The sequence below is a fragment of the Thermodesulfobacteriota bacterium genome (assembly GCA_040756475.1).
Taxonomy (GTDB): Bacteria; Desulfobacterota; Deferrisomatia; order Deferrisomatales; family JACRMM01; genus JBFLZB01.
In genome coordinates this window covers 1-22,039 of record JBFLZB010000024.1, presented here as the reverse complement: position 1 = coordinate 22,039, position 22,039 = coordinate 1, and the positions used below count along the sequence as shown (strand labels likewise).

Below are 22,039 nucleotides of genomic sequence, written 5' to 3'. Positions count from 1 at the left end.
TCATCGAGGCAGAGGGGCGCGGCGTGATCCTCTACCTCCACCAGGAGGGCCGCGGCATCGGGATCGTGAACAAGCTCAAGGCCTACGCCCTCCAGGACGAGGGGCGCGACACCGTGGAGGCCAACGAGGAGCTCGGCTTCCAGGCAGACCTTCGCGATTACGGCATCGGCGCCCAGATCCTGGTGGACCTGGGGGTCAAGAAACTCCGGCTCATGACCAACAACCCCCGAAAGATCATCGGCATCGAGGGCTACGGCCTGGAAGTGCTGGAGCGGGTCTCCATCGAGATGCCCTCCCGGCCCGAAAACGAGCGCTACCTCTCGGCCAAGCGGGAAAAGCTGGGACATCTGCTGGGGGCCGTGAGACGTGAGATGTGAAATGTGAAATGTGAAATGTGAGAGGTGAGAGGTGAGAGGTGAGACGGGGGTGTCGCTTCACGTTTCACGCTTCACGTTTCACGCCTTCCAACTCGAGAAGGAGTCACCCATGCCCGCCTTCATCGAAGGAAAGCTCACCAGCCAGGGGCTCCGGCTCGCATTCGTGGCCGGGCGCTTCAACAGCTTTATCACCGACCGGCTCGTGGAGGGGGCCGTGGACGCCGTGGCCCGCACCGGCGGAGACCCGGACGCCATCCGGATCTACAAGGTGCCCGGCGCCTTCGAGATCCCCCTGGTGGCGAAGAAGCTTGCCGCCTCGGGCCGCTTCGACGCGGTGGTGTGCCTGGGGGCGGTGATCCGGGGCGCCACGCCCCACTTCGAGTACGTGGCCTCCGAGGTCTCGAAGGGCCTCGCCCACGTGGCCCTGGAGACCGGGGTCCCCGTGGCGTTCGGGGTGCTCACCACCGACACCCTGGAGCAGGCCATCGAGCGGGCGGGTTCCAAGGCCGGCAACAAGGGCTGGGAGGCGGCCATGGCCGCGGTGGAGACCGTGAACCTCCTGCGCGCGGAAGACTGAGCCCCCCATGGGTTCCCGCCACGCCGCCCGGCGCCTGGCCGCCCAGGCCCTGTACGCCCTGGACATGAACCCGGCGCTCACCCCGTTCCAGGCTGCGGAGGTGGTCTGGGCGGAGTTGGGGGAGGGGGAGGACCGGGAGTTCCTGGGGCGGCTGGTGGAAGGAGTCTGGACCCACCGGGCTGCGGTGGACGCGGCCATCGAGCGGCACAGCCGGCACTGGAAGCTCTCGCGCATGGATCGGGTGGACCGCAGCATCCTGCGGCTGGGGACCTACGAGCTCCTGCGCTGCCCCGACGTGCCCGCCCCGGTCGTGGTGGACGAGAGCGTGGAGCTCGCCAGGGAGCTCGGCACTCCCGAGTCCCCCGCTTTCGTCAACGGCATCCTGGACCCCGTGGCCCGGGGCAGTCGCGCTGCCGAGGAGCTCCAGGGGCGAAAGGGGTGACGTGACCACCCGGCGAGCCCCCCCCCTCACCGAACTGCTCTCCGCCTTTTCCCAACCCGCCGCCCTCCTGGGGCCGGCGGGGAGCATCGCGTGGGGCAACCCTGCCTTTCGCAGCCTGTTTGCCCCGTCACCGGCCCCGGCGCACCTGGAGGAATGGGAGCGGGCTTCTCCCCCCGGCCCCGGCCCCCTGTGGGAGGAGCTCAGCCGGGGGCGCAGCGCCCAGCGGCGGCTCGCCACGGGGGGGGGCGTGGGGGTCTTTCAGTTTTCCCTGGTGCCGTCGGTCGGAGGCGACGCGGTGCTCGTGTGCTCCGGGGGGCCGGGTCCCCACGGACTCGCGGAGCTCCGGGAGCGCACCACCATCCTGGAGGCGGTCTTCCACAGCCTCAACGAGGGGGTCCTGGCCCTGGACGCCCAGGAGCGCATCATGGCCTTTAGCCTCTCGGCCGAGCGCATGACCGGCTTTGCGGAGGCCGAGGTGGTGGGCCGGGTGTGCCGGGAGGTCTTCCAGGCCCCCCCCGGGGCGGAGTGCCCGTTCCAGGCCATGATCCAGCGGGGCCAGGGGTTCCACCAGCGCGAGATGGTCATCCGGGGCAAGGGGGGCCGACCGATCCACGTGGGAGTCAACGCGAACCTGCTTCGCGACCCCGACGGGTCGGTGGCGGGCGCGGTGGTAGTGCTGCGCGACCTCGCGGAGATCGACCGGCTGCGGGCCGAGATCGGCGGGCCCGCCGGGGCGCACGGCATCGTGGGCAACCACCCGAGCCTGCGCCGGGTGCTGGAGAAGATCGAGACGGTGGCCCCCAGCGAGGTCTCGCTCCTCGTCCTGGGGGAGTCGGGCACGGGCAAGGAGCTCGTGGCCCGGGCGGTGCACGACCTGAGCGCCCGCAAGGACGGGCCCTTCGTCAAGGTGAACTGTGCGGCGCTGGCCGACAGCCTGCTGGAGAGCGAACTCTTCGGCCACGTGCGGGGCGCCTTCACCGGCGCGGTGCGCGACCGACCGGGCCGGTTCGAGGCAGCCCACGGCGGCACCCTCTTCCTCGACGAGATCGGCGAGACCTCTCCCGCCCTCCAGGTCAAGCTCCTGCGGGTGCTCCAGGAGGGGGAGTTCGAGCGGGTGGGGGAGAGCCGCCCCCGCAAGGCCGACGTGCGCGTCGTGGCCGCCACCAACCGCGACCTGCGCAAGGACGTGGCCGAGGGGCGGTTTCGCGATGACCTCTACTTTCGCCTGTGCGTCGTGCCCATCCAGCTTCCGCCGCTTCGCCAGCGCGCCGAGGACGTGCCCCTGCTCGTGGACCACTTCCTCAAGCGGCTCACCCTGCGGGAGGGGCGCCGCAAGATCGTCTCCTCCTCCGTCTACCGGGTCCTCCAGGCCTACCCCTGGCCGGGCAACGTGCGGGAGCTCGAAAACGCCTTGGCCCACGCGTTCGTGTGCACCGCGGGCGATGTCATCACCACCGAGGCCCTGCCCGAGCACATCGTCCGGGGGGAGACGCCCTTTGGGGAGGCCGACGCAGAGGCCGGGTCCGAGCGCCGGGAGATCCTCTCCGCCCTCGAAGCCGCGGGGTGGAGCAAGGGGGAGGCGGCGCGCCAGCTCGGCCTGAGCCGCACCACCCTGTGGCGGCGCATGCGCGACCTGGGCATTCGCAACCCCCGCCGGGGCCTGCGCACCTGAAGCCTCCCTCGGCCGTTTCACGGAGAAGGCGTTCTCGTTCAGTGTTTTTCGCGCTGCGTTTCTCTCTTGCAACATTCTGAAACGTCTTCTGGAACAGTTGTTTTCCAGGGGTCTCTCCCGCCACGCCCGCACCTTCGCCGCAAGGCGGTCTTCCGCGTTTCCCGGTCCCCCTGAGGTTTTGGCTTCCTTCTTGCACAGGCTCGGGCGCTGCCGCCAGGCATCCCACGCCGCCGCACAGGAGGAGCCCATCCATGCGAAGAGCCGTTGCCCGGAGCGCCGCCGCCCTGGGCCTCGCCGTCTTGATTCTGTCCGGCCCCGGGGGCGCCCTGGCCTCGGGCGGGGTCCGGGTGGACCTCTCCACCGAGTACCGGACCCAGTGGGCCCAGCGCCACGGGGAAGGAAACACCCGGGACCAGGACCTCTCCGTGGGCCTCGGACTCGACGCCGCCCGCGCGGGGATCGAGGGGCTGTCCTTCTCCGGGCTGCTCTTCTACGAGGCCGACCTGGACGGCACCTCGGAGGACAGTCCCTTCAAGGACAACCTGGACTCCTACTCCCGCCGGGACGACCTGCGCCTGTACCGGGCCGCCCTCACCTACCGCGTGCCGGGGCGCTGGCTGCGGGCCACCGCCGGGCGCTTCGAGGTGTGGAGCGCCGAGACCGCCACCCTGGACGGCGGCCTGGTGCGCCTGGACCCCTGCCCCTGGGCCACCCTGGAGGTGTTCGGGGGCCGGCGCGCCGACTTCTACCGGGACCCCGAGCCCAACTCGCTCTATGGGGGCAACCTGGGCCTGCGGCCCCTTCCGGGGTCGCTCTTGGAGCTGCGCAGCCTCTACTACATCCAGAACTCCATGGAGGCCTCCTGGCTCCAGCAGCTCGGAGGCCTGGGCTCCGCCCGGGCCGCGTGGCGCATGGTGGACGCCGACCCCCGCGACGCCTCCCTCGCCCTGCACCTCTACCCCTGGGCCGGCGCGGAGGCTCACCTCGGGTACCAGCGCACCTTCGGCCACGATTTCGATTACGACTACACCTCCGACGAGGAGTTCGAGGTCGGGGGCCTGCGGCTGGGCGAGCTCCATCCTTACGCGGACTATCGCGCGACCCTGCGCCAGGGGTTCTTCCGCAGCCGGTTCGGAGTCGGTGTGCGGCTTCGCCACCACAACGTGGTCGACGAGGCCGACGAGGATGCCTACAACGTGGACTTCCGCGAGGGAGCCCTCCTGGTCGACCTCTCGGAGTGGCCGTGGACGGGCCTGCGGATCGACGGCGAGGCCGTACGGTGGGTCGAGGACCGGGATCGGGCCGATCTGACCGAGGACAACCTCTGGGGCTTTGCCCTGCGCGCCCAGCAGGGGTGGCGGGGCCACGCCCTGGGGGCCGGAGTGAACCGGCAGGCCTACGACACCGACGGGGCGCCCCGGGACAGCCGCGGCTTCGACGTATGGGCGCGGGTGCGGGTGTCGGACCCGGCGACCCTGCACCTGCGCTACGAGCGGCAGGTGGACGACCTCTACCGCCAGGGGGGCATCGACGCCCTCCACGCCCTCACGGCCCGGCTCCACCTCGCCTTCTGACGGGAGAGACCCCATGCGCCTTTACCCCCTCCTCTGCTCCCTCGCTGCGGCCGGCGCCCTGGCTGCGGCGGTTGGCTGTGTCACGGGACTTCGCACCCTGAGCTTCTCCCACAAGCAGCACGCCACAGAGGCGTCCTGCGCCGAGTGCCACCGGGGGGCCGCCCGGGCGAATCACGGATCCTGCGCCCCCTGCCACGAGATCGACGAGGCCAAGCCCGCGGGCGCGTGCCGCACCTGCCACCCCCGGGGGACCTACGAAGCCCCGAAAACGCGGCCTGCCAACTACGCCGACGTGGGGTTCGACCACGAGCCCCACGCCCAGACCGCTTGCGCCGTCTGCCACGGCACCGAGAGCCGGGGCGGCGCGCCCCGGGAGCCCCGGCTCCCGGCCATGGCCGAGTGCCTCGCGTGCCACGACGGCCGCACGGCACCCGAGGCGTGCGCCACCTGCCACGAGGTCCTGCGGGCGGACGCCCGGCCGGCCACCCACGGCGCGGCCTGGCCCAAGGTCCACGGCAGCGCGTCCCGCGGGGCGGAGACCTCGTGCAGTTGGTGTCACACCGAGACCGGGTGCCAGGACTGCCACAAGACCCGCCGACCGGCCAGCCACAACCCGGCCTGGAAGAACTCCGGCCACGGCATCGCAGCCGATTTCGACCGCGGGGCCTGCCAGACCTGCCACCAGGCGGCCGAGTGCTCCCGGTGCCACCAGATGCGGCCCCCGAGCCACTACGGGGCGGGATTCCGCCTCTCTCCCCCCGGCGGAGAGCCCGGCCACGCCCGGCTGGCCGCCCAGCGGGGCGGCACCCGCTCCTGCGCGGTGTGTCACGACCGAAGCTTCTGCGCGGGTTGCCACCCGCGCGGGTTCTAACCCCAGCGTCCCCACCCTGACGGAGGAAGCCCATGCGAAGAACCATCTGGAAGACCCTCGCCGCCGGCGGGCTCGGGGCCGCGGCCCTGGTGCTGGCCGCGGCGCCGTTCGCGTCCGCCCACCAGGACGTGACCCTGCGGGGCTACGACGGGGCGCCCATCGACCCTGCCACGAGCACCGTCCCCTACAGTCCCCGCCAGACCTGCGGCGGGTGCCACGACTACGAGCGCATCACCCAGGGCTACCACTTCCAGCAGGGCTTCGACGTGATCTCCGACCGGTACAACGAGGCCAAGCCCTGGATCCACTCCCCGGGGATGGTGGGCAAGTGGTGACCCCCCGCGAGCGCTAGCGGCCAGTTGGCCGCCAAGGCAAACGAGAGCTCGGCCCCCATCGACCTGAGCGCCTACGACTTCTTCGGCCGGGGAGGGCTCGACCCGGCCAACCTCATCAACGTGACTCCCTGCGGCGCCTGCCACCCGGGCGGCGGATTGGGCGAGTACGCGAGAAATCCCGACGGCACCCGGGGCTCTCTGCGCTACGACGAGCTCGACGAAGCCGCCCAGCCCGCCTTCGACGGAGACTTCTGGACCCTCAACGGGCCGGCCGCCGGCAAGAGCCGGTGGAGCCGGTCCGGGGTGGTGGAGGCCGACTGCCTCCTGTGCCACCTGCCGGGGTACAGCTTCTCGGGCCGCTGGTCCCAGCTCACGTACCGGAATTTCCAGTGGGCCCCCACGGTGGGCGCCGGGCTCGGTACCGTTTCCGGCCGGGTCTACTCCTACGACTACAACGCGACCCCCCAGATCCCCTTTGCCCGGGGCGTCTGGAACGACGGGGATCCGCTGCCGACGGTGGACTACTCGAAAGCCGCCCCGGGCCGGTTCACGGCGCAGGGCAAGCTCTCGGGTGCACTCATCCAGACACGGCCGCCGGAAGCCAACTGCATGTTCTGCCACGGCCCCTCCGACCGCCGAAAGCGCGGCTTCGACTGGAACGCCGCCAAGGACGTGCACAAGAACGGGAGCGTCCACTGCCTGGACTGCCACGGCATGGCCCAGGAGCCACTGGACCACCAGATCGGGAAGGGCTACGAGGGCGTGGGCACCGTGCGCGACGACCTGGACGGCACCATGGCCTACGGGGTGAACCCCTGCGCCCACTGCCACTTCGGCGGCCCTGTCGAGGACGAGGCGGCCCAGGTGGCTGCCGCCAAGGCCGTCCACGGGGCGTACTTCGGGGAGGCCACGTTCCACCTCGACGCCATCTCCTGCGAGGGGTGCCACATCCCGAGCATCCAGGACAACATGGGCTACCTCATCGACATGTCGAGCGGGCAGCAGATCTGGATGTTCCGGGACGGCAAGACCCAGGCCTGGCCCCCCGACGTGAACCAGATCACGCCGGGCCTCACCTGGCGGCCGTTCCTCAAGAAGTACGACCCCGACGGCCCCGGGGGGCCCCGGCCCCAGCGCTATTACCCCTACGGCGCCAAGACCTCGGTGTGGCTGGGCATTCTGCACGACAACGGTGAGGTCCAGCCCATCATCCTGCGCCACGTTTCCGCGGCCTACGCGGCGATCCAGGCCAGCCCCACCCCCTTCCTGCGCCCGGCGGTCCCGGTGGACCTGGTGACCGGCGGGGCGGCGACGCGGCCGAGCGTCTCCGAGCCGGAAGACATCCGAAAGCTCCTGGTCCAGCTCAAGCACAAGGGCGTCGCCCCGGGGGCGACCCACCCGACCTACCCGGCGCCCGTGTACGTGGGGGAGACCGTGCTCGGGCTCGACGATGCCGAGAACCTGGTGGAGGTTCCCGGCGCCCACGGCGAAAGCGATCACAACTTCTCCATCAACCACAACGTGGCGCCCGCCGCCCGCGCCCTGGGGGCCGGGGGCTGCGCCGACTGCCACCGCCCGGGGGAGGGCCCGCTCGCCAACCCCCAGATCCGGGACGCCACCCGGTTCCTGGCAACGCGCAACATCGGGGCCAACGGGCTCCTCGACCCTGCGGCCGAGGCCGCCACCGGGGAGACCATCCTGCGGGCCGCGGGTTTCTCGGCCGAGGAGGAGACCCGCCTGCTCGGCACCGTGGCGGCAGACCGCGCCGAGACGATCCACGCGGCCATCGTGAGCTACGCCGCCCAGGGCGCCAACACCTGCGCCCAGTGCCACCCCGGCGAGGTCGAGGCGTTTCGCGATACGGTCCACTACGCCAGCCGCTCGGTGGTGGAGAACGAGAACTTCTTCTTCCCCGGCGGGGGCAAGCACGGCATGCTCGACCGGGCCTGCGCGCTGGTGGGCTCGAACATGCTGCTCAACATGATCACCACGGGCTACGACAGTACCGCCACCGCGGCCGCGGAAGGAGGGGCCCCCGCCCAGCAGTGCGGGAGCTGCCACACCAACTACTACAACACCCTCATGGAGGGCTTCATCGCCCTGCAGGCCGGGCCGGAAGTCGCCCGGGCCCTCATGCTCTCGGGGACCGACTGCCTCGTGTGCCATGCCGAGCACTACGACTACGACCTGCGGCGCACGCTGGAAGACGATCCCCTGGGCCCCATGAGCCCCAACCTGGGCTTCGGCACGGTCAACGGCCGGCCCCAGCGCATCCGCCAGGACCGGTCCGGCGAGGCCCTGGCCTCGATCGTACGCACCCCCACCGACCACATGTGCCTGCGGTGTCACGAGCACGGCCGCACCGACTACAAGCGGGGCGAGCTCCCCGACGCGGCCTTCGACGCCCACTACGCCTCGCGGTCCTTCGAGGGCAACCCCTGCCTCGAGTGCCACGAGGCCCGGGACCACAAGTTCAACCGGGGCGCCATGGTCAACGGCGACATCTTCGCCAGCGACTACCCGGTCAACGGCCCCGACAACGACACCTCATGCCTCAAGTGCCACACGGCGCCGGTCATCCACCGCAACGCCCGCATCGAGGAGCACCTGGGGGCGCTGGCCTGCGAGACCTGCCACATCCCCTGGACGTCGGGGGCGGCCACCACCGTGTGGGCCGACGGCGGCTTCCTCGCCCTGGCCAAGGGCGGGGCGGACAACCGCCCGGTGCAGCTCTACACCAAGAAGGAGGGCAACCAGAGCGATTCCACCAACGAACAGCTCTGGAACCGGTACAAGCAGCGGCCCATCTACATGCCCTTCTCGGGGCTCACCACGTTCCTCGCCCAGTCGCTGCCGGTTCCCAACCCCAACACCGGCGCGGCGCCCAAGATCTGGCCCTTCAAGACCATCATCAACCCGCTGCCCTTCGACGGGCGCTTCTTCGGCATCGGCCTGCCCGCCGGGCAGAGCCCCATGGGGCCCGACGGCGTCAACGTCTACTCCATGTTCGCCGCCATGCGGATGTTTGCCGACCAGTACAAGGCGCTGGGGTTCATGGACGCGGACTTCGACTTCTCGAAGTTCGCCGTGGATCCGGTCACGGGCATGGTCGGCACCACCGTGACCCCGGACGCACCCCGGTACCCCTCCTACGCGGCCATGGCCCAGATGGCCCAGTTCCCGAACCTGCTCTTCTTTGACAAGTACACCTTCGGCTACAACTGGTACCAGGATCTCGGGAAGCTCGACGCCGCCGGCAAGATCGTGCGGTGGGACGAGGAGGGGCCCCTGGCCCGGCCCCTGGCGGTGAAGGACCTTCGCAAGGCCGTCGAGGTGGGCATGGGGCGCCTCCTGGACATGATGCTCCAGATGGGCTTCGACCCTTCGGCCTACGGAATGACCGCCGCCCAGATGAAGGGGATGTACTCCACCGCGGGGCTCAGCGCCGACCAGCTCGTGGTGATGGCGGCGCCCCCGGGGAGCGAAGTGCAGGCGATGCTCGCCCAGATGGGCGGCGTCAACCCCCTCATCGTCCAGAACTACCCCGCCTGGTCCAACGGGGTCACCCTGGGGGGCCACGGGGTGAGCCGGGCCGACGCGCTCTTCTGCGCCGACTGCCACGACCCGGACCGCAGCGTCTTTGCCCAGAAGGTGGAGGTGCCCGACTACGGGCCGAGCGGCATGCCGCTCTTCCACTGGGAGTTCTACTCCAGAGAGCTCCTGGCCAAGGCGGAGGCGGGACAGTTCGTGGCTGACGTGTGGGCCGACGGGTACGCGCTTCGCAGCGCGAGCTTCGAGATGGGGAGCGCCTTCGTGACGGCCAGCCAGGCGGCGGCGTCCTTCAGCCCGCCGGTCACCTCCGGCGTGGAGGGGGAGTACCTGGCGGTGCTCACCCCCACCACCCGGCTGGCCACCAACTGGGAGGTGCTGGGCTACTCGCCGCGGCGGATCGCGGAGCTCACGGGCGTGTCCTCCGACGGCGACCCGTCGGTGCCCGGCGACGTGGGCTCCAGCCGAAGCGGTTCCTCCGAGTGCTTCGTCCAGGCCCTGGGGGCGGCAGCGCCCTCTGCCGGCTGGCTCGCCGCCGGCCTGCTCGCGGCCCTGGGGCTGGCGCTGCGCCGCAAGTAACGCGTAACCGTGCGGCCCCGCCGCGTCACTTCCTGAACGCAGAAGAGCCCGGGTTTCCCGGGCTCTTCTGCGTTCGCGGGCGGCCCCCGAGAAGGGAGCGGGGCCCCCCGTCCGCGATCGGGGAGCAGCCCTGCGCCGTCTCCTGTGCTTGAAGACCAGGCCGTTGCATCTGTATTTGGAAGCGATTTCCGGTGGTTGTGCGGCTTTGTTTCTGGCTTGAAACACATTGGAACGAAGGATTGAAACATTCCATCCGGCGCCGGCGAAGCATGGCGAAATACAATGAGTGATTCTGTGCACTTGGCGTCCCCTGCTTCCGGCCGCCAGAGACGGCACTGATTTTGCTCTATGAAATGGCTGGTCGTGATAGTGTACATTAGCACAGCCGGACCGCCCCGGGGGTTCCCCGTGGGCGGTCCGGCGGCCACCCGGTGCGGCCGATGATCTGCGGAAAGGAGGTGCGCCCAGGCCAGGCGTCGGCGCCCACAAACATCCCCCGACTTCCCATGGAGGAACGATCGTGAGACGAGAGAGCTTCTCGAGAGCGCGGGCGGTCGCCTGGCTGGCCGTCGCTCTCGCCGTGCCCCTGGCAATGCAGGGCTGCGGCAGCAGTAGCAGCAGGCCCGCGGACACCGTGGCGCCCGTGGTCAGCGCCAACCCTGCCGGCGGGGCTTACGATGCGCCCCAGGCCGTGACCCTTGCCGCCACGGATGAGCGCGACGCGAACCCGGTCATCTACTACACCCTCGACGGCTCCGAGCCCACCGCGGCCAGCGAGACCTTCACGGCGCCCATCGAGGTCGCCGTCACGACGGTCCTCAAGTTCTTCGCCGTGGACGCCTCGGGCAACGCCTCGGCGGTGGCGTCGGAGGGCTACACCATTCTCGCCGCCGAGCCGGGCGAGGACTTCACGGCGGTGGCCGCCCGCCTCGATTCCGTGCTGGCCTTGGGCTACAACACCGTGAACGTGACGGACGCGTTCGCGCTGTTCTTCGACGCCAACCCGGACAACGACCCGTTCATCCTCGACACCCGCGACGCCGCGGATTTCGCGAAGGGGCACATCCCGGGGGCGGTGAACGTGCCCCTGCTGGACCTCCCGGCGCGGATGCTTGCCGGCACCTCGGGCATTCCCGCGGACAAGGACGTGATCGTCGCCTCCTACTACGGCGGCGACGGCAACATGGCGAGCTTCCTCATCAACGCCGTGCGCATCTCCGACCCAGCCGCCCCCCACCCCCGCTCCCGGGCCATCTTCATGGGGATGATGGGGTGGAGCTACGACGCGGAACTGTCCCACGGACGCCGTTTCGACGACGACCTGGGCTCCGTGCGGGTGAACCGGGATACGGAGACCACCGCCAACCCGGCGGGAAGCCACCTCTATCCCACGTGGTCTGCCGGCGCCGGGAGCCTGGAGGAGAAGATCCTCCGGCTTGCGCAGGCGTACTTTGCCCGCTTTCCGGATCAGCAGGAGCTCCAGATGACGCCGGTGGACCTTGCGGCGCTCCTGGACGACGCGGACGCCACCAACGACCCCCCGATCCTGAGTGTGCGCAGCGGGGCGCACTATGCCGGCGGCCACATCCCCGGCGCGTTCAACATCCCCTGGCAGCAGGTGGCCAAGCTCGACCGGGCAACGGGCGTCGACCCGGTCGCACGCACGGTCGTCTACTGCTACACGGGCCACACCGGCTCCATCGCCACCATGGCCCTCGGCATCCTGGGCTACGACGCTGTGAATATGCTCTACGGCATCAACGGCTGGAACACCTCGGCCGCCGTCGGCTCGGGCCAGCTCGCCAACTTCGACGCCGGAAACCGGTCCTGGGACTTCCCGATCGACGACGGTGGGGCCGGGGATCTCGGGGACCTGGCGGCCTATGCACCCCCGGCCGACTGTGCGGGGTGCCACACGAGCCTCGGTGCGATCTTCTACGATCGAACGAAGACTCCGCCGGCGGGAGTGGTGGCCCCACCCTCCGCCGGCGAAGGGTGAGGGGGTTCCGTACCGGCCGTGCTGCCGGAAAAGAAGGTTTGGGTCCACGACGGTCGCTTCGCCCAGTTCCCCGAGAGCTTCCTCGCCAGCACCCACGGTGAGCTTTCCTGCACCACCTGTCACGGAGGCGTCGGCACCGCCGGCGCTCGCAGCGCCGCCCACGCGGGCACGTGGCAGCCGATTCCCGGTTCCGACGTCTGCGCCGGCTGCCACGGCGCCATCGTGACCTCCGCCCAGGGCAGCCTCCACACCACGATCGGGGGCTACGTGAGGATTCTCTCCGACCGGGGGTTTGACTTCACCCCTGGCACCGAATCGCGGGCGCGGTTCGACGAGCAGTGCTCGAAGTGCCACATCGCCAACGACGAAGGCCGCTCGGCCTGCGGGCACTGCCACGTGTCGGTGCCCAACTTCGCGGGAGGCGGTCTGCTCAACGGCCACAACTTCCGCAAGACGCCCGACATGGAGCGCAACTGCACCGCCTGCCACGGAAGCCGCGTCAAGGACGAGTTCTTCGGCCTCAACAACCACCTGATCGAGAACAACGGCCTCGGGCTGGCACCCCTGGAGCCCGACGTGCACTTCGCCAAGACCCAGGAGCTCAACGACGATGGGTACCCGATGGGGTGCACCTTCTGTCACTCGGGGCAGGAGATGCACGGGGCTGGTGCCCCGGCAGCGGGCACCGACGACCGGTACGCCGTCGCCTCCGCTCCGAGCTGCGAGGGGTGCCACGGGACGCTGGTGGGCTCCAACGACCTGCACCTGGCCAGCCACCTCAGCGCCATGGCGTGTCAGAGCTGCCACGCGCAGGCGTACAAGAACTGCTTCGGCTGCCATACGGACATCGACGTGGGCAACACGGGGCTGCCCTACTACCGCATCAACGAAGGGGATCCGACCCTTGCCGTGCGGCCCGAGGGCTCCATGCCCGATGCCCTCATGGCCTTCCGGATCGGGAAGAACCCGCGCCCCGACAAGCCGTACAAGTTCGCGGTGCTGCGCCACGCCCCCATCGACCGGGACGTGTTCCAGTATCCTCGGGAGAACCCCATCGACGGGCTCATCCCGAACGTCGCGGCGCTGCCCACCTGGAAGTACGCCACGCCTCACAACATCCAGCGCAACGTGGCGGGCCTCGCCTCGGCCACCTTCGCCACCTTCAACCCCAGCCGCTGCGGGAACTGCCACGGCCCGGAGTACGGGACGTACTGGCTGACCGATGCGGTCGAGGATGCGGAAGGCTGGGTGCCGGCCGCCTACCACGACGACCAGCGTGCGGCCAACGCCGGAGTGATCCAGCCGACCCAAATCCGGTTCGCCACCGACAACTGACCGGTGCGGCCCGCTCCCTGGGGAGCGGGTCGGATTACCGATCCATGGAATGCGAAGGCCCGGGAGGTGCTCCTCCCGGGCCTTCGTTTGCGTGGGCTCTCACCCGTTGGGCCTTCGCCGGTAGTCGTCCACCGCGCGCCAGGCCGGAATCGCCTCAGGGGTCAGGTCCCAGAAGCTCTCCAGGCGGTCGCGAAAGTACGCGGCGTCCGCGAGGCAGGCGGCGGCCGCCTCGGCCGCGGTCTCCGAAAGGAGGCGGCGCACCGCGAGGAACCGGTAGAGGCGGGTCAGGGCGTCGCGAATCCGGACCATCTCGTCGTGGGTGGGTTCCAGGGTGTGGACGATGTACCAGTTGGCGAGGTACCGGCGGGGCAAAGTGGGGTCGGCGTCGGTCGGGCCCGTCTCCTGGACGTCCACCACGAAGTCCCGCAGGTAGCGGTCCGCCGCGTGGGCGGCGGCGTTGGCCTGCTCCAGGGGCAGCCCGTCCCCTTCGTGGCCTTGCAGCCAGGCGAAGAAGTCCCGCAGGAGATCTGCGCAGCGGCTGTCGAGGCGCAGGAAGTCGCCGGGCCCGGCGAGGGCGAATTCGGCGGGGTCGTACACCGACGTTCTAGTGGGTAACGAGGTACAGGAGCGTCGCAAACAGACTGAAGGCGACGAACACGGTGAAGATCGCCGGCAGGAGCGGATAGCGGTAGTGGCCGAGGACCGCGCTCACGATGGCCAGGTAGGCGTCGCGGTTGAAGCTGTGCACGAGGTGCCGGTGCAGGAGGTGCATCCCCACCCCCGCAGCCAGGCTGGCGAACCCGAAGACCACCACCGCCCACGCGAACCCCTCCCCCTGGCTCAGGCCCGCGAAGCCCAGCACGAGCAGCGTGAGCCCCCCTACGTAGAAGTGATAGGTGATGAGGCGGCCGTCGACGAGCGCCCGGTCGCGCTGGCTCAACTTGCGGTACGTTTCGAAGAGCATCGTTGCCTCGCATCCCGTTACGAGGTGGCCTGGGGGGCGGCCAATCTACCGGAAGCGACCGGGGATGCCAAGGCCGGGGTTGGCTCAAGAACCACCAAACCCCCTTTACCCTTCCGGGCCCCGGTCGAACTCCACGATGGAGGGGAAGGAGAGGTCGGGCCCGGGAGAAACCCGGTGGTAGAGGGGACTTCCGGGGCCGACCCGGCCGCCCATGTCGTAGGTGAAGGCGCGGGCGGCCACGTGGCGGAGCCAGTAGCCCACGACAGTCGGGCCGGAGGCGTCGTAGGCCGAGTGGAAGTGGAGGAACTGGTCCCGGGGTTCGGGCCGGGTCGCGAGCCAGGCCGCAGGGGCGTCGGGAAAGAACACGGGCTCGATGCGGTCCCCCGCGGTGGGGAGCTCGAAGCCTGCCCCGGGCAGCCGGGCGAGCACCGCCTCTCCCTCGTAGAGGAGGGCGTTGACGGGGGCATCCGAGGCGTAGAATCCCCGCTCGTTGAAGCAGGCGAAACGCAGCCGGGTCAGGTCGGCGGGGTCCTCCGGGCGGAAGTAGTACCCCACGAAGGGCCCGAACCCGTAGAGGTGCCCCTCGAAAGGGACCTCGAGCCGCGGCGCGAAGCCCCGGGGCACCTCCAGGGGCACCTCTCCCGGTCCCCCCGTACACCCAGATCCCAAGACCAGGGCCGCAGCGGCCGCAATTGCGGGGGCGAGGCGCACAAGACCCCGGCGCAGGGGACTCCCCTCAGCTTTCCTCACCGCGGCCCCACACGCGGCCCATGCCCCAGGCGCAGAGCCCAAAACCGGCAGCCAGTACCGCCACGGCCGGGACCGGCCCGAGCCAGTCAGCGAGCGACAGGGGCCCGAGGCTCGTGGGCAGGTACAGGGCAGGAATGAGGGCCTCGTGGAAATGGGCGAAGACGGCGGTGCCTGCAAAGCCCCCCAGCAGGGCGAAGATCGCGTCCATCCGGCCCTCGCCGGCGGCGGCCCAGCAGGTGCCCGGGCAGTACCCGCAGAGCCCCCACCCGATGCCGAAGATCACCGCTCCGAACCCGGTGGCGACGAGGCTTACGGGAAGCACCATCGTCCGCCCCAGTCCGGCGGCCTGGAGGCCCAGGAGCCCCACCGAGGCCAGCGCCACGGCCAGGACCATGAACCGGGGCAGGCGGCCGTCGAGCAGCAAGTGGGCCCGGGCCATCTGATCCGGGTCCGTGGCGCCCGCGCGCTGGATCACGAAGCCGAATGCGAGGCCCGAGAGGAGTCCCAGCCAGACCTGTGTCATCGCGACACCTCCCGGGCGGCCCGGCCGTATACCAGGCGCGCCACGGCCATGGCCACCGCGAAGATCACCACGCCGAAGTAGAGCCCGCTCACGGCGAGCTGGGTGGAGCCCGAAATGAACAGTCCCAGGGTGCACCCGCCCGCCAGCCGGGCACCGAAGAGGATCAGGAATCCTCCCGCGAAGCAGGCAAGATAGCGGGGCCAGCGAGCGCCGCGGCCGAACCGGGCCTCCCACAGAGCGGGCACGTCCCGCAGGGGCCGGGCAAAGGTGCGGCCCCCCACGAATCCTCCGGCAGCCATTCCCAGCACGAAGGCCATGAGCCACGAGCCGGGCCCCGGCATCATGCGGTAGTGCTCGTGGGCGGCCGCGTAGCCGGGGGCCACCTGCGACAGGACGCCCTTCAGGGTGGTCACGAAGCCGCTCGAGGAAGCCGGCGGTCCGAAGGTGGCGAAGACGAACAGGATGATCCCGGCCAGGGCGAAGGAGGAAGGCACCCAGCCCCAGAAGACCTTCTCGGTTCGAGGGGTGTTCCCGTCCATCGTCACCCTCCACACGAAACATATCCGCCCTTGGCGGGAGCGGGGGCAGCCCCCGGACCCGCTGCGGGCGCTCGGCTTGCGTCGGCCTTGCGCACGGGGGTGCCGGGCCGCTCGCCGGTCAGCACCCGCTCTTCGAACTCGATGGGGAAGAACGTCCTGGGGTTTCCCCACTCGAACCACGAGGCCTCGTACATGGCCACGTCTTCCAATCCCATGAGGCGCAGCACGAAGTAGGTGAAGGAGGCCCGGCGGCCCGAATGGCAGTAGGGGATCACCGTCCTGGCGGGATCGAGGCCGCGGTAGAGATCCTGGAGCGCGGCGTAGGTCTTGAGGGCCTTGGTCTCGGGGTCTGCCCAGTGGCTGCGGTAATCCACGTTGACCGCCGTGGGGATGTGCCCCAGCCGCAGGGGCTCGCCCCCCAGTCCCTCGCTGGCCTTCTCCCCCAGGTACTCCTCCCGGGAGCGCACGTCCACGATCTGGTAGTGAGGATCGCCTAGGCGGGCCTGGACGAAGGCGGCGTCCACCATGCGGCGCAGCCGGATCTCGGACGCCGGGGCCTGGTACAGCAGCGCCTCTGGCACCCGCGCGTCGCCCGTCTCGCCCCCCGCCGCGAGCCAGCCGTCCAGGCCCCCCTCCAGGACCTTCATCTCCCGGTGGCCCAGGAGGTCGAGCACCCAGAAGACATAGGAGGAGAGCGCACCGCCGTCCCTCTTTGCCGTGTCGTAGAGCACCACCGTGTCGGTGCGGGCGATGCCGTGGGTCCCCAGGATCTCCTGGGCCCGCACGGTGCCCACGAAGATGTCCCCGTGCCCGCGGGAGGGGTCGTCGTAGCGAAAGAGCGTCCAGGGCATGCGCACCGCGCCCGGGATGGCCTTGCCGTCGAAGTCCTTGTCGGTGCGCACGTCCACTACCACGAGGTTGGGGTCCCCCAGATGGGCCCGAAGCCACGCTCCGGTAGCCAGGAACCGCCCTCCGGGGTACTCCTGCGCCCCCGCCCGAGCCGACGCCAGCGCCCAGAAGGCCCCCAGCACCAGCAGGACTGCGATGACGCCGTAGCGAATCCAGTGCGTCTGCCTCATGAGCTTCCACCTCCCGATCGCGGTTCGTTTCGGCTTTGGACCGAACTCCCGCGCGATTGTGCCACAGGATTTACTCGAGTCAACCCGGTGAACCGTCCTCGATCCACCGCCTGGGTGGTGAGCGGGGTCGGGGGACCCTTCCGCTCCGCCGCGCAATCCGCGGTGTCTTGGAGGCGTTTCCTCCGGGGAACAGGTGCGCCGAGCTTCACCCGGTTGCACCGGGTGTCGCCGATCGGTCGATGCGGCGCGCGGCTACGCTACAGGGCCCCCCGACCCCACCCCAAGGTTTGACGGTGGATCCTGGCCGTGCCACCCCACCGCGGCTTGCGGGAGGGGGGTTTGCTGGAACCCGCCGCTCTGGTAGCTTGTGCCGCGCGCCGGGGCATGTGTCCCCGCGCAAGGCAACGGGCGAACCACGGCGAGGTGAGGATGGGTCCCAACCCCGTTACCCTGTATGCGGTGCCGTGGTGCGCCAGGTGCCACCGGGTGCGGAGATTCCTGGAAGCCGCCGGGCGGGAGTACCGGGAGGTCAACCCCGAGGAGGATCGGGCCGGTGCCGAGCGCCTGCGGGCGGCCAGCGGCGGCACCCTGGACGTGCCCGCCCTGGAAGTGGACGGCCGGTTTCTCGCCGACCCGTCCGACGCGGACCTGAGCGAGGTGCTGGGGGTGCCGGTGCCCGACGCCCTCGACGTGTACGACGTGGTCGTGGTCGGGGGCGGTCCCGCGGGGCTCACGGCCGCCATCTACACGGCCCGGGAGCGACTGCGCACCCTGGTGCTCGAAAAGGGCCTGCCCGGCGGCCAGGCGGCGGTGACCGGGCAGATCGAGAACTATCCCGGCTTTCCCGATCCGGTCTCCGGGGCCGAGCTCACCGAGCGCATCCTGCGCCAGGCCCAACGCTTCGGGGCCGAGGTGCGAACCTTCCAGGAGGTCACCGCCCTGCGCCCCGGCGAGCCCCTCCTCGAGGTGGTGGCGAGCGGGGAGACCTGCCGCGCCCGCAGCGTCATCCTGGCCCCGGGCTCGGTGTACCGCCGCACCGGGGTGCCCGGCGAGGAGCGCCTGATCGGGCGGGGGGTGAGCTTTTGCGCCACCTGCGACGCCCCCTTCTTCCGGGGCAAGCACGTGGTCGTGGTGGGGGGGGGGAACTCCGCCCTCCAGGAGACCATTCACCTGGCCGAGTTCGCCGCGCGCATCACCCTGGTCCAACTCCTGGACCACCTCACCGCCACCGCCGTGCTCCAGGAGCGGGTCCGGGCCCTGGACCGGGTGGAGGTGCTCCTCTCCCAGCGGGTCGTGGAGATCCGGGGTGTGGAGGGGGTGGAAGCGGTGGCGGTGGAGGAGCTGGCCACGGGGGAGCGCCGGGAGATTCCCTGCGACGGCGTCTTCGTCTTCATCGGCCTGGTGCCCAACAGCGGTTTCCTCTCGGGTGCCGTGGAGCTCGACGGCCAGGGGTTCGTGCGCACCGACCCTGCAACCCTCGCGACCAGCGTCCCGGGGGTCTACGCCGCCGGGGACGTGCGCTCCGGCAGTGCCAAGCAGATCACCGCCGCCGTGGGGGAGGGCACCGTGGCCTCCTTCATGGTTCAGGCCTGGCTCGACGCCAAGGGGCGCCCCGGGCAGGAGGAGTGACGCCGTGAGGAAGGTGGCCGTCGTCTACGCGACCCGAACCGGAGAGACCGAAAAGATGGCCCTCACGATCGCCGAGGGCGTGCGGGCCATGGGAGGGCAGGCGCAACTCCTGCGGGCCGATGCGGTGACCGATCCGTCGGTGCTCGCTCCCTACGAGGCCCTGGCGGTGGGCACCCCCACCCAGGAGGCCAAGGAGGTGCCCGAGATCGCGGCGTTCCTCGACCGCCTCGCGGCGAGCGGCGTCACCGGCAAGTACGCGGCAGCCTTCGGGTCCTACGGGTGGAGCGGCGAGGGGCCGTACCGCGTGGCTCTGCGCCTGGAGCGGGAGTGCGGCATGAAGATGGTGGCCGAGCCCCTGCGGGCCCGGCAGGGGGTGAAGGACGCCGACCTCGACGGGTGCCGCGCCTTCGGCATGAAGCTGGTCTTCGCCCCGTGACGGACCAGGAACCAGCTCTCCTGGCCCGGCTCGCCCAGGCCTGCGGCATCCTCCCCGGGTACCACGACCTGTGGGGGGCCTACCACCCGGCCGGACCCGAGACCCTGCGGGCGCTCCTGCGGTCCCTGGGGGCAGACGTTTCCAGCCCCGAAGCGCTCGAGCGGGAGCTCCGGGAGCGGGAAGGCGCCCCCGCCCGCCGCCTCGTGGAGCCCGTGACCGTGCTGCCGGAGGGGGGGGAGCAGGTCCTGCGGCTCCAGGCCCCGCCTTCCGAGGCCGCGTGGGAGGTGCGGGTCTCCGTGCGCGGCCGCAACGTGCCGGTTCGCCTCCTCGGTGCGGAAACGGCCCAGGGGCCCGATGGCCGGGTCACCCTCCCGGTCGCTTTTTCCCCGCCGCTGCCAGCCGGGCTCCACGAGCTCCAGGTCTGCCTCTCGTCGCCTCTTCTTGAGGACACCGGACGCACCCTGTGCGCCGTGGCCCCGGCCCGGGGGCACGAACCGGAGCCCGTCGCCCGGGGCGGGCGCCTGTGGGGCGTAAACCTCCCCCTCTATGGTCTGCGGTCCGCCAGAAACTGGGGGGTGGGGGACTTTCGGAACCTCCTCGACGCCGTGGAGTGGGCAGCAGACCTGGGGGCGGATATCGTGGGCGTGCTGCCGCTCCATGCCCTCTTCAACGAGCCCCCCTACGGCGTGAGCCCCTACTACCCATCGAGCCGGCTTTGGCTCAACCCCCTGCACATCGCAGTGGACGCCCTCCCCGAAGCCGCGGCCCCGGCCGCCGCCGCGTTCCTGGAGGCGCCCGAGACCCGGGCCGAGCAGGAGCGGCTGCGGGGAACGGAACTCGTGGATCACCAGGCCGCCTGGGCACTCAAGCGCCGGGCCCTGGAGCTGTGCTTCGGCGCCTTTCGGGAAGGGAACCCCCGGCGCCGCGCCGCGTTCGATGCCTGGCGCCGGGCACAAGGCCAGGCCCTGGAGGAGTTCGCGGCTTTCGAGGCCCTGCGGGAGCACCTGGGCCGCGAGCAGGGGGGAACCCGGCCCTGGCCCCAGTGGCCCGCAGCCTACCGCAAGCCCGACGCGCCGGCGGTGCGGGCCTTTGCAGCGCGGGCACAGGAGGCGGTGGGCTTCCGCGCGTGGCTCCAGTGGGTTGCCGAGACCCAGCTCGCCCGGTGCCAGGCCCGGGCTCGGGAGCTCGGGATGGCCGTGGGGCTCTACCTCGACCTCGCCCTGGGGGTCGACCCCTGCGGCGCGGACGCCTGGGTATACCAGGACGTGCTGGCCCTCGGGGCCTCGGCCGGCGCCCCTCCCGACCCCTTCAGCCTCATGGGTCAGCGCTGGGGCGTGCCGCCCCCGATCCCGGACCGTCACCGGGAGACCGGGTACGCTTTCCTCCGGGACACGGTGGAGCGCAGCGCCCGGCGGGCCGGGGCCCTGCGCATCGACCACGTGCTCGCCCTGTGGCGGCTCTTCTGGGTGCCGGGGGAGCTGCCCGCGAGTGCCGGCGCCTATGTGGAGGACCGGGCCGAGGAGCTCCTGGCGGTGCTTCGCTGTCTCTCCCGCGAGCACGGGTGTGCCATCGTAGGGGAGGACCTGGGGACCATCCCCCCGGAGGTCCGGGTGGCGCTCGCGGCCTCGGGGTTCTACGGTTACCGGCTCCTCATCTTCGAGAAGCACGGGGACGGCCGCTACCGGGCACCGGGAGAGTACCCGCGCCAGGCCCTGGTGTCGGTGGCCACCCACGACCTGCCCACCGTGGACGGGTTCTGGCTGGGCCGGGATTTGGAGGTGAAGGCGCGCCTGCGCCAGTACCCCACCCCCGAGGCCGAGCGGGGCGACGCCGAGGGTCGCCGGTGGGACTGCCTCCGCCTCCTGGACGCCCTGGCGGCCGAGGGCCTCCTGCCCCCGGGGGTCGCGCCGGCCCACGAGGTGCCCGAAAGCGCCCTGGAGGCCCTGGCCGGTTCGGTGCACGCCTTCCTCGCCCGGACGCCGGCGGCGCTCCTCCTTGCCAACCTCGACGACCTCCTGGGCGGCCGCGAGATGCAGAACCTTCCCGGCACCCTCTCCGAGCACCCGAACTGGCGCCGCAAGTGCCTTCTGCCCGTGGAGGAGTGGTCTCGCTTCCCCCGAGCCCGCCGCATCGCCGAAGCCATCTGGGGACAGGGCCGGGGACGCCCTCCCGGCTCAGACGCCATCCCCCTTGGATGATCCCGTTCGGGAACCTGCCCGGCGACGGCGGTCAGGGGGCTGGTTTGCCCACGAACCGGTAGCCCCTGCCCCTCGCCGTGAGGAAGTGCACGGGGGCCGAGGGGTCGGGCTCGAAGTACTTGCGCAGGCGCACCACGAAGTTGTCCAGGGTGCGGGTCTCGCTCTCCGGAGGCATCCCCCACACCGACTCCAGGAGGTCTGCGCGGGGGAGAACCTCCCCTTCCCGGGCGACGAACAGGCGAAGCATCTTGAGCTCGAGCTCCGTGAGCGCCACCTCTCCCCGGGGCGTCGCCGCCCGGCCCGAGCCCAGGTCTACCCGGTTCTCCCCGAAACAAAACGAGCTCCCCGCATCCACGGGCCGACTGTACCAGGCGGAGCGGCGCAGGATGCCCTGCACCCGCAGGAGGAACTCCTCCAGGCTGAAGGGCTTGGTGAGGTAGTCGTCCGCGCCGTGCCGGAGGCCCTTCACACGGTCGGCCTCCGAGGAGAGCGCCGTGAGCATCAGGACGGGGAGGCGCGGGTCCAGCGCGCGGATGCGCCGGCAGACCTCGAGCCCCCCCAGGCCCGGGAGCATGAGGTCGAGTACCACCAGGGAGAACGGGTGTTCCGGC

The 22,039-nt window shown here is 70.9% G+C and carries 20 protein-coding genes; 13 read left to right on the top strand and 7 right to left on the bottom strand.

Annotation, left to right across the window (positions count from 1 at the left end):
- From AB1578_05515 to AB1578_05470, 10 genes are all read left to right on the top strand, one after another.
- Window positions 1–377 (top strand): GTP cyclohydrolase II (locus AB1578_05515; protein MEW6487361.1); only part of this gene is annotated, 377 nt, incomplete at its 5' end.
- Between the two features lie 109 nt (window positions 378–486).
- Window positions 487–954: a 6,7-dimethyl-8-ribityllumazine synthase gene (gene ribE, locus AB1578_05510; protein MEW6487360.1), complete on the top strand. Its 468-nt coding sequence runs from the start codon at window positions 487–489 to the stop codon at window positions 952–954.
- Between the two features lie 7 nt (window positions 955–961).
- Entirely contained in the window at window positions 962–1,396 is a 435-nt protein-coding gene (nusB, locus tag AB1578_05505) for a transcription antitermination factor NusB (GenBank protein ID MEW6487359.1), read from the top strand.
- Between the two features lies 1 nt (window position 1,397).
- A complete protein-coding gene (locus tag AB1578_05500) occupies window positions 1,398–3,068 on the top strand; it encodes a sigma 54-interacting transcriptional regulator (GenBank protein MEW6487358.1) in 1,671 nt (556 codons plus the stop codon).
- Between the two features lie 251 nt (window positions 3,069–3,319).
- Window positions 3,320–4,642: a hypothetical protein gene (locus AB1578_05495; GenBank protein MEW6487357.1), complete on the top strand. Its 1,323-nt coding sequence runs from the start codon at window positions 3,320–3,322 to the stop codon at window positions 4,640–4,642.
- Window positions 4,643–4,655: 13 nt separating this feature from the next.
- On the top strand, window positions 4,656–5,513 hold the full coding sequence (locus AB1578_05490; GenBank protein ID MEW6487356.1) for a hypothetical protein: 858 nt from the start codon (window positions 4,656–4,658) through the stop codon (window positions 5,511–5,513).
- Window positions 5,514–5,545: 32 nt separating this feature from the next.
- Window positions 5,546–5,848, top strand: coding sequence for a hypothetical protein (locus AB1578_05485; protein MEW6487355.1), 303 nt, complete (start codon window positions 5,546–5,548; stop codon window positions 5,846–5,848).
- A gap of 24 nt (window positions 5,849–5,872) precedes the next feature.
- On the top strand, window positions 5,873–9,976 hold the full coding sequence (locus AB1578_05480) for a hypothetical protein (GenBank protein ID MEW6487354.1): 4,104 nt from the start codon (window positions 5,873–5,875) through the stop codon (window positions 9,974–9,976).
- Between the two features lie 520 nt (window positions 9,977–10,496).
- Entirely contained in the window at window positions 10,497–11,975 is a 1,479-nt protein-coding gene (locus AB1578_05475) for a rhodanese-like domain-containing protein (protein MEW6487353.1), read from the top strand.
- 18 nt (window positions 11,976–11,993) lie between these two features.
- Window positions 11,994–13,310 (top strand): hypothetical protein, encoded by a 1,317-nt coding sequence (locus AB1578_05470; protein ID MEW6487352.1) that lies wholly within the window; start codon window positions 11,994–11,996, stop codon window positions 13,308–13,310.
- Window positions 13,311–13,409: 99 nt separating this feature from the next.
- Here AB1578_05470 and AB1578_05465 read toward each other — a convergent pair whose 3' ends face one another.
- The 6 genes from AB1578_05465 to AB1578_05440 all read right to left on the bottom strand — a co-directional run bounded on the left by AB1578_05465 (window position 13,410) and on the right by AB1578_05440 (window position 17,165).
- Window positions 13,410–13,907 carry a hypothetical protein gene (locus AB1578_05465; protein MEW6487351.1) on the bottom strand — a complete coding sequence of 166 codons (498 nt, stop codon included), beginning with the start codon at window positions 13,905–13,907 and terminating at the stop codon, window positions 13,410–13,412.
- A 7-nt stretch (window positions 13,908–13,914) separates the two neighbouring features.
- The gene (locus AB1578_05460) at window positions 13,915–14,274 is read right to left on the bottom strand and encodes a hypothetical protein (GenBank protein MEW6487350.1); all 360 of its coding nucleotides are present in this window, start codon (window positions 14,272–14,274) and stop codon (window positions 13,915–13,917) included.
- A gap of 105 nt (window positions 14,275–14,379) precedes the next feature.
- On the bottom strand, window positions 14,380–14,910 hold the full coding sequence (locus tag AB1578_05455) for a hypothetical protein (GenBank protein MEW6487349.1): 531 nt from the start codon (window positions 14,908–14,910) through the stop codon (window positions 14,380–14,382).
- 100 nt (window positions 14,911–15,010) lie between these two features.
- Window positions 15,011–15,547 carry a DUF6691 family protein gene (locus tag AB1578_05450; protein ID MEW6487348.1) on the bottom strand — a complete coding sequence of 179 codons (537 nt, stop codon included), beginning with the start codon at window positions 15,545–15,547 and terminating at the stop codon, window positions 15,011–15,013.
- Window positions 15,544–16,086 carry a YeeE/YedE thiosulfate transporter family protein gene (locus AB1578_05445; protein ID MEW6487347.1) on the bottom strand — a complete coding sequence of 181 codons (543 nt, stop codon included), beginning with the start codon at window positions 16,084–16,086 and terminating at the stop codon, window positions 15,544–15,546. The genes AB1578_05450 and AB1578_05445 overlap by 4 nt, the downstream gene beginning before the upstream one ends.
- Window positions 16,087–16,088: 2 nt before the next feature.
- Window positions 16,089–17,165 carry a rhodanese-like domain-containing protein gene (locus AB1578_05440; GenBank protein ID MEW6487346.1) on the bottom strand — a complete coding sequence of 359 codons (1,077 nt, stop codon included), beginning with the start codon at window positions 17,163–17,165 and terminating at the stop codon, window positions 16,089–16,091.
- A 429-nt stretch (window positions 17,166–17,594) separates the two neighbouring features.
- Here AB1578_05440 and AB1578_05435 point away from each other — a divergent pair, with 429 nt between their 5' ends.
- The 3 genes from AB1578_05435 to malQ are packed head-to-tail and all read left to right on the top strand — an operon-like array spanning window position 17,595 to window position 21,428.
- Window positions 17,595–18,794, top strand: a complete 1,200-nt coding sequence (locus AB1578_05435; protein ID MEW6487345.1) for an FAD-dependent oxidoreductase — start codon at window positions 17,595–17,597, stop codon at window positions 18,792–18,794.
- Between the two features lie 4 nt (window positions 18,795–18,798).
- Complete coding sequence (locus AB1578_05430; GenBank protein ID MEW6487344.1) at window positions 18,799–19,230, top strand: flavodoxin domain-containing protein; 432 nt, start codon at window positions 18,799–18,801, stop codon at window positions 19,228–19,230.
- Window positions 19,227–21,428 (top strand): 4-alpha-glucanotransferase, encoded by a 2,202-nt coding sequence (malQ, locus tag AB1578_05425; protein MEW6487343.1) that lies wholly within the window; start codon window positions 19,227–19,229, stop codon window positions 21,426–21,428. Before AB1578_05430 ends, malQ begins: the two co-directional genes overlap by 4 nt.
- Window positions 21,429–21,459: 31 nt before the next feature.
- Here malQ and AB1578_05420 read toward each other — a convergent pair.
- The coding region (locus AB1578_05420) for a response regulator transcription factor (GenBank protein ID MEW6487342.1) at window positions 21,460–22,039 on the bottom strand (580 nt) is incomplete at its 5' end.

Bases quoted from the DNA above. Each gene is read 5' to 3' on its own strand.
- AB1578_05435 (MEW6487345.1), top strand. From the start codon at position 17,595: ATGGGTCCCAACCCCGTTACCCTGTATGCGGTGCCGTGGTGCGCCAGG.
- AB1578_05485 (MEW6487355.1), top strand. From the start codon at position 5,546: ATGCGAAGAACCATCTGGAAGACCCTCGCCGCCGGCGGGCTCGGGGCC.
- AB1578_05450 (MEW6487348.1), bottom strand. From the start codon at position 15,547: ATGACACAGGTCTGGCTGGGACTCCTCTCGGGCCTCGCATTCGGCTTC.
- ribE (MEW6487360.1), top strand. From the start codon at position 487: ATGCCCGCCTTCATCGAAGGAAAGCTCACCAGCCAGGGGCTCCGGCTC.
- nusB (MEW6487359.1), top strand. From the start codon at position 962: ATGGGTTCCCGCCACGCCGCCCGGCGCCTGGCCGCCCAGGCCCTGTAC.
- AB1578_05440 (MEW6487346.1), bottom strand. From the start codon at position 17,165: ATGAGGCAGACGCACTGGATTCGCTACGGCGTCATCGCAGTCCTGCTG.
- AB1578_05460 (MEW6487350.1), bottom strand. From the start codon at position 14,274: ATGCTCTTCGAAACGTACCGCAAGTTGAGCCAGCGCGACCGGGCGCTC.
- AB1578_05490 (MEW6487356.1), top strand. From the start codon at position 4,656: ATGCGCCTTTACCCCCTCCTCTGCTCCCTCGCTGCGGCCGGCGCCCTG.
- AB1578_05445 (MEW6487347.1), bottom strand. From the start codon at position 16,086: ATGGACGGGAACACCCCTCGAACCGAGAAGGTCTTCTGGGGCTGGGTG.
- AB1578_05495 (MEW6487357.1), top strand. From the start codon at position 3,320: ATGCGAAGAGCCGTTGCCCGGAGCGCCGCCGCCCTGGGCCTCGCCGTC.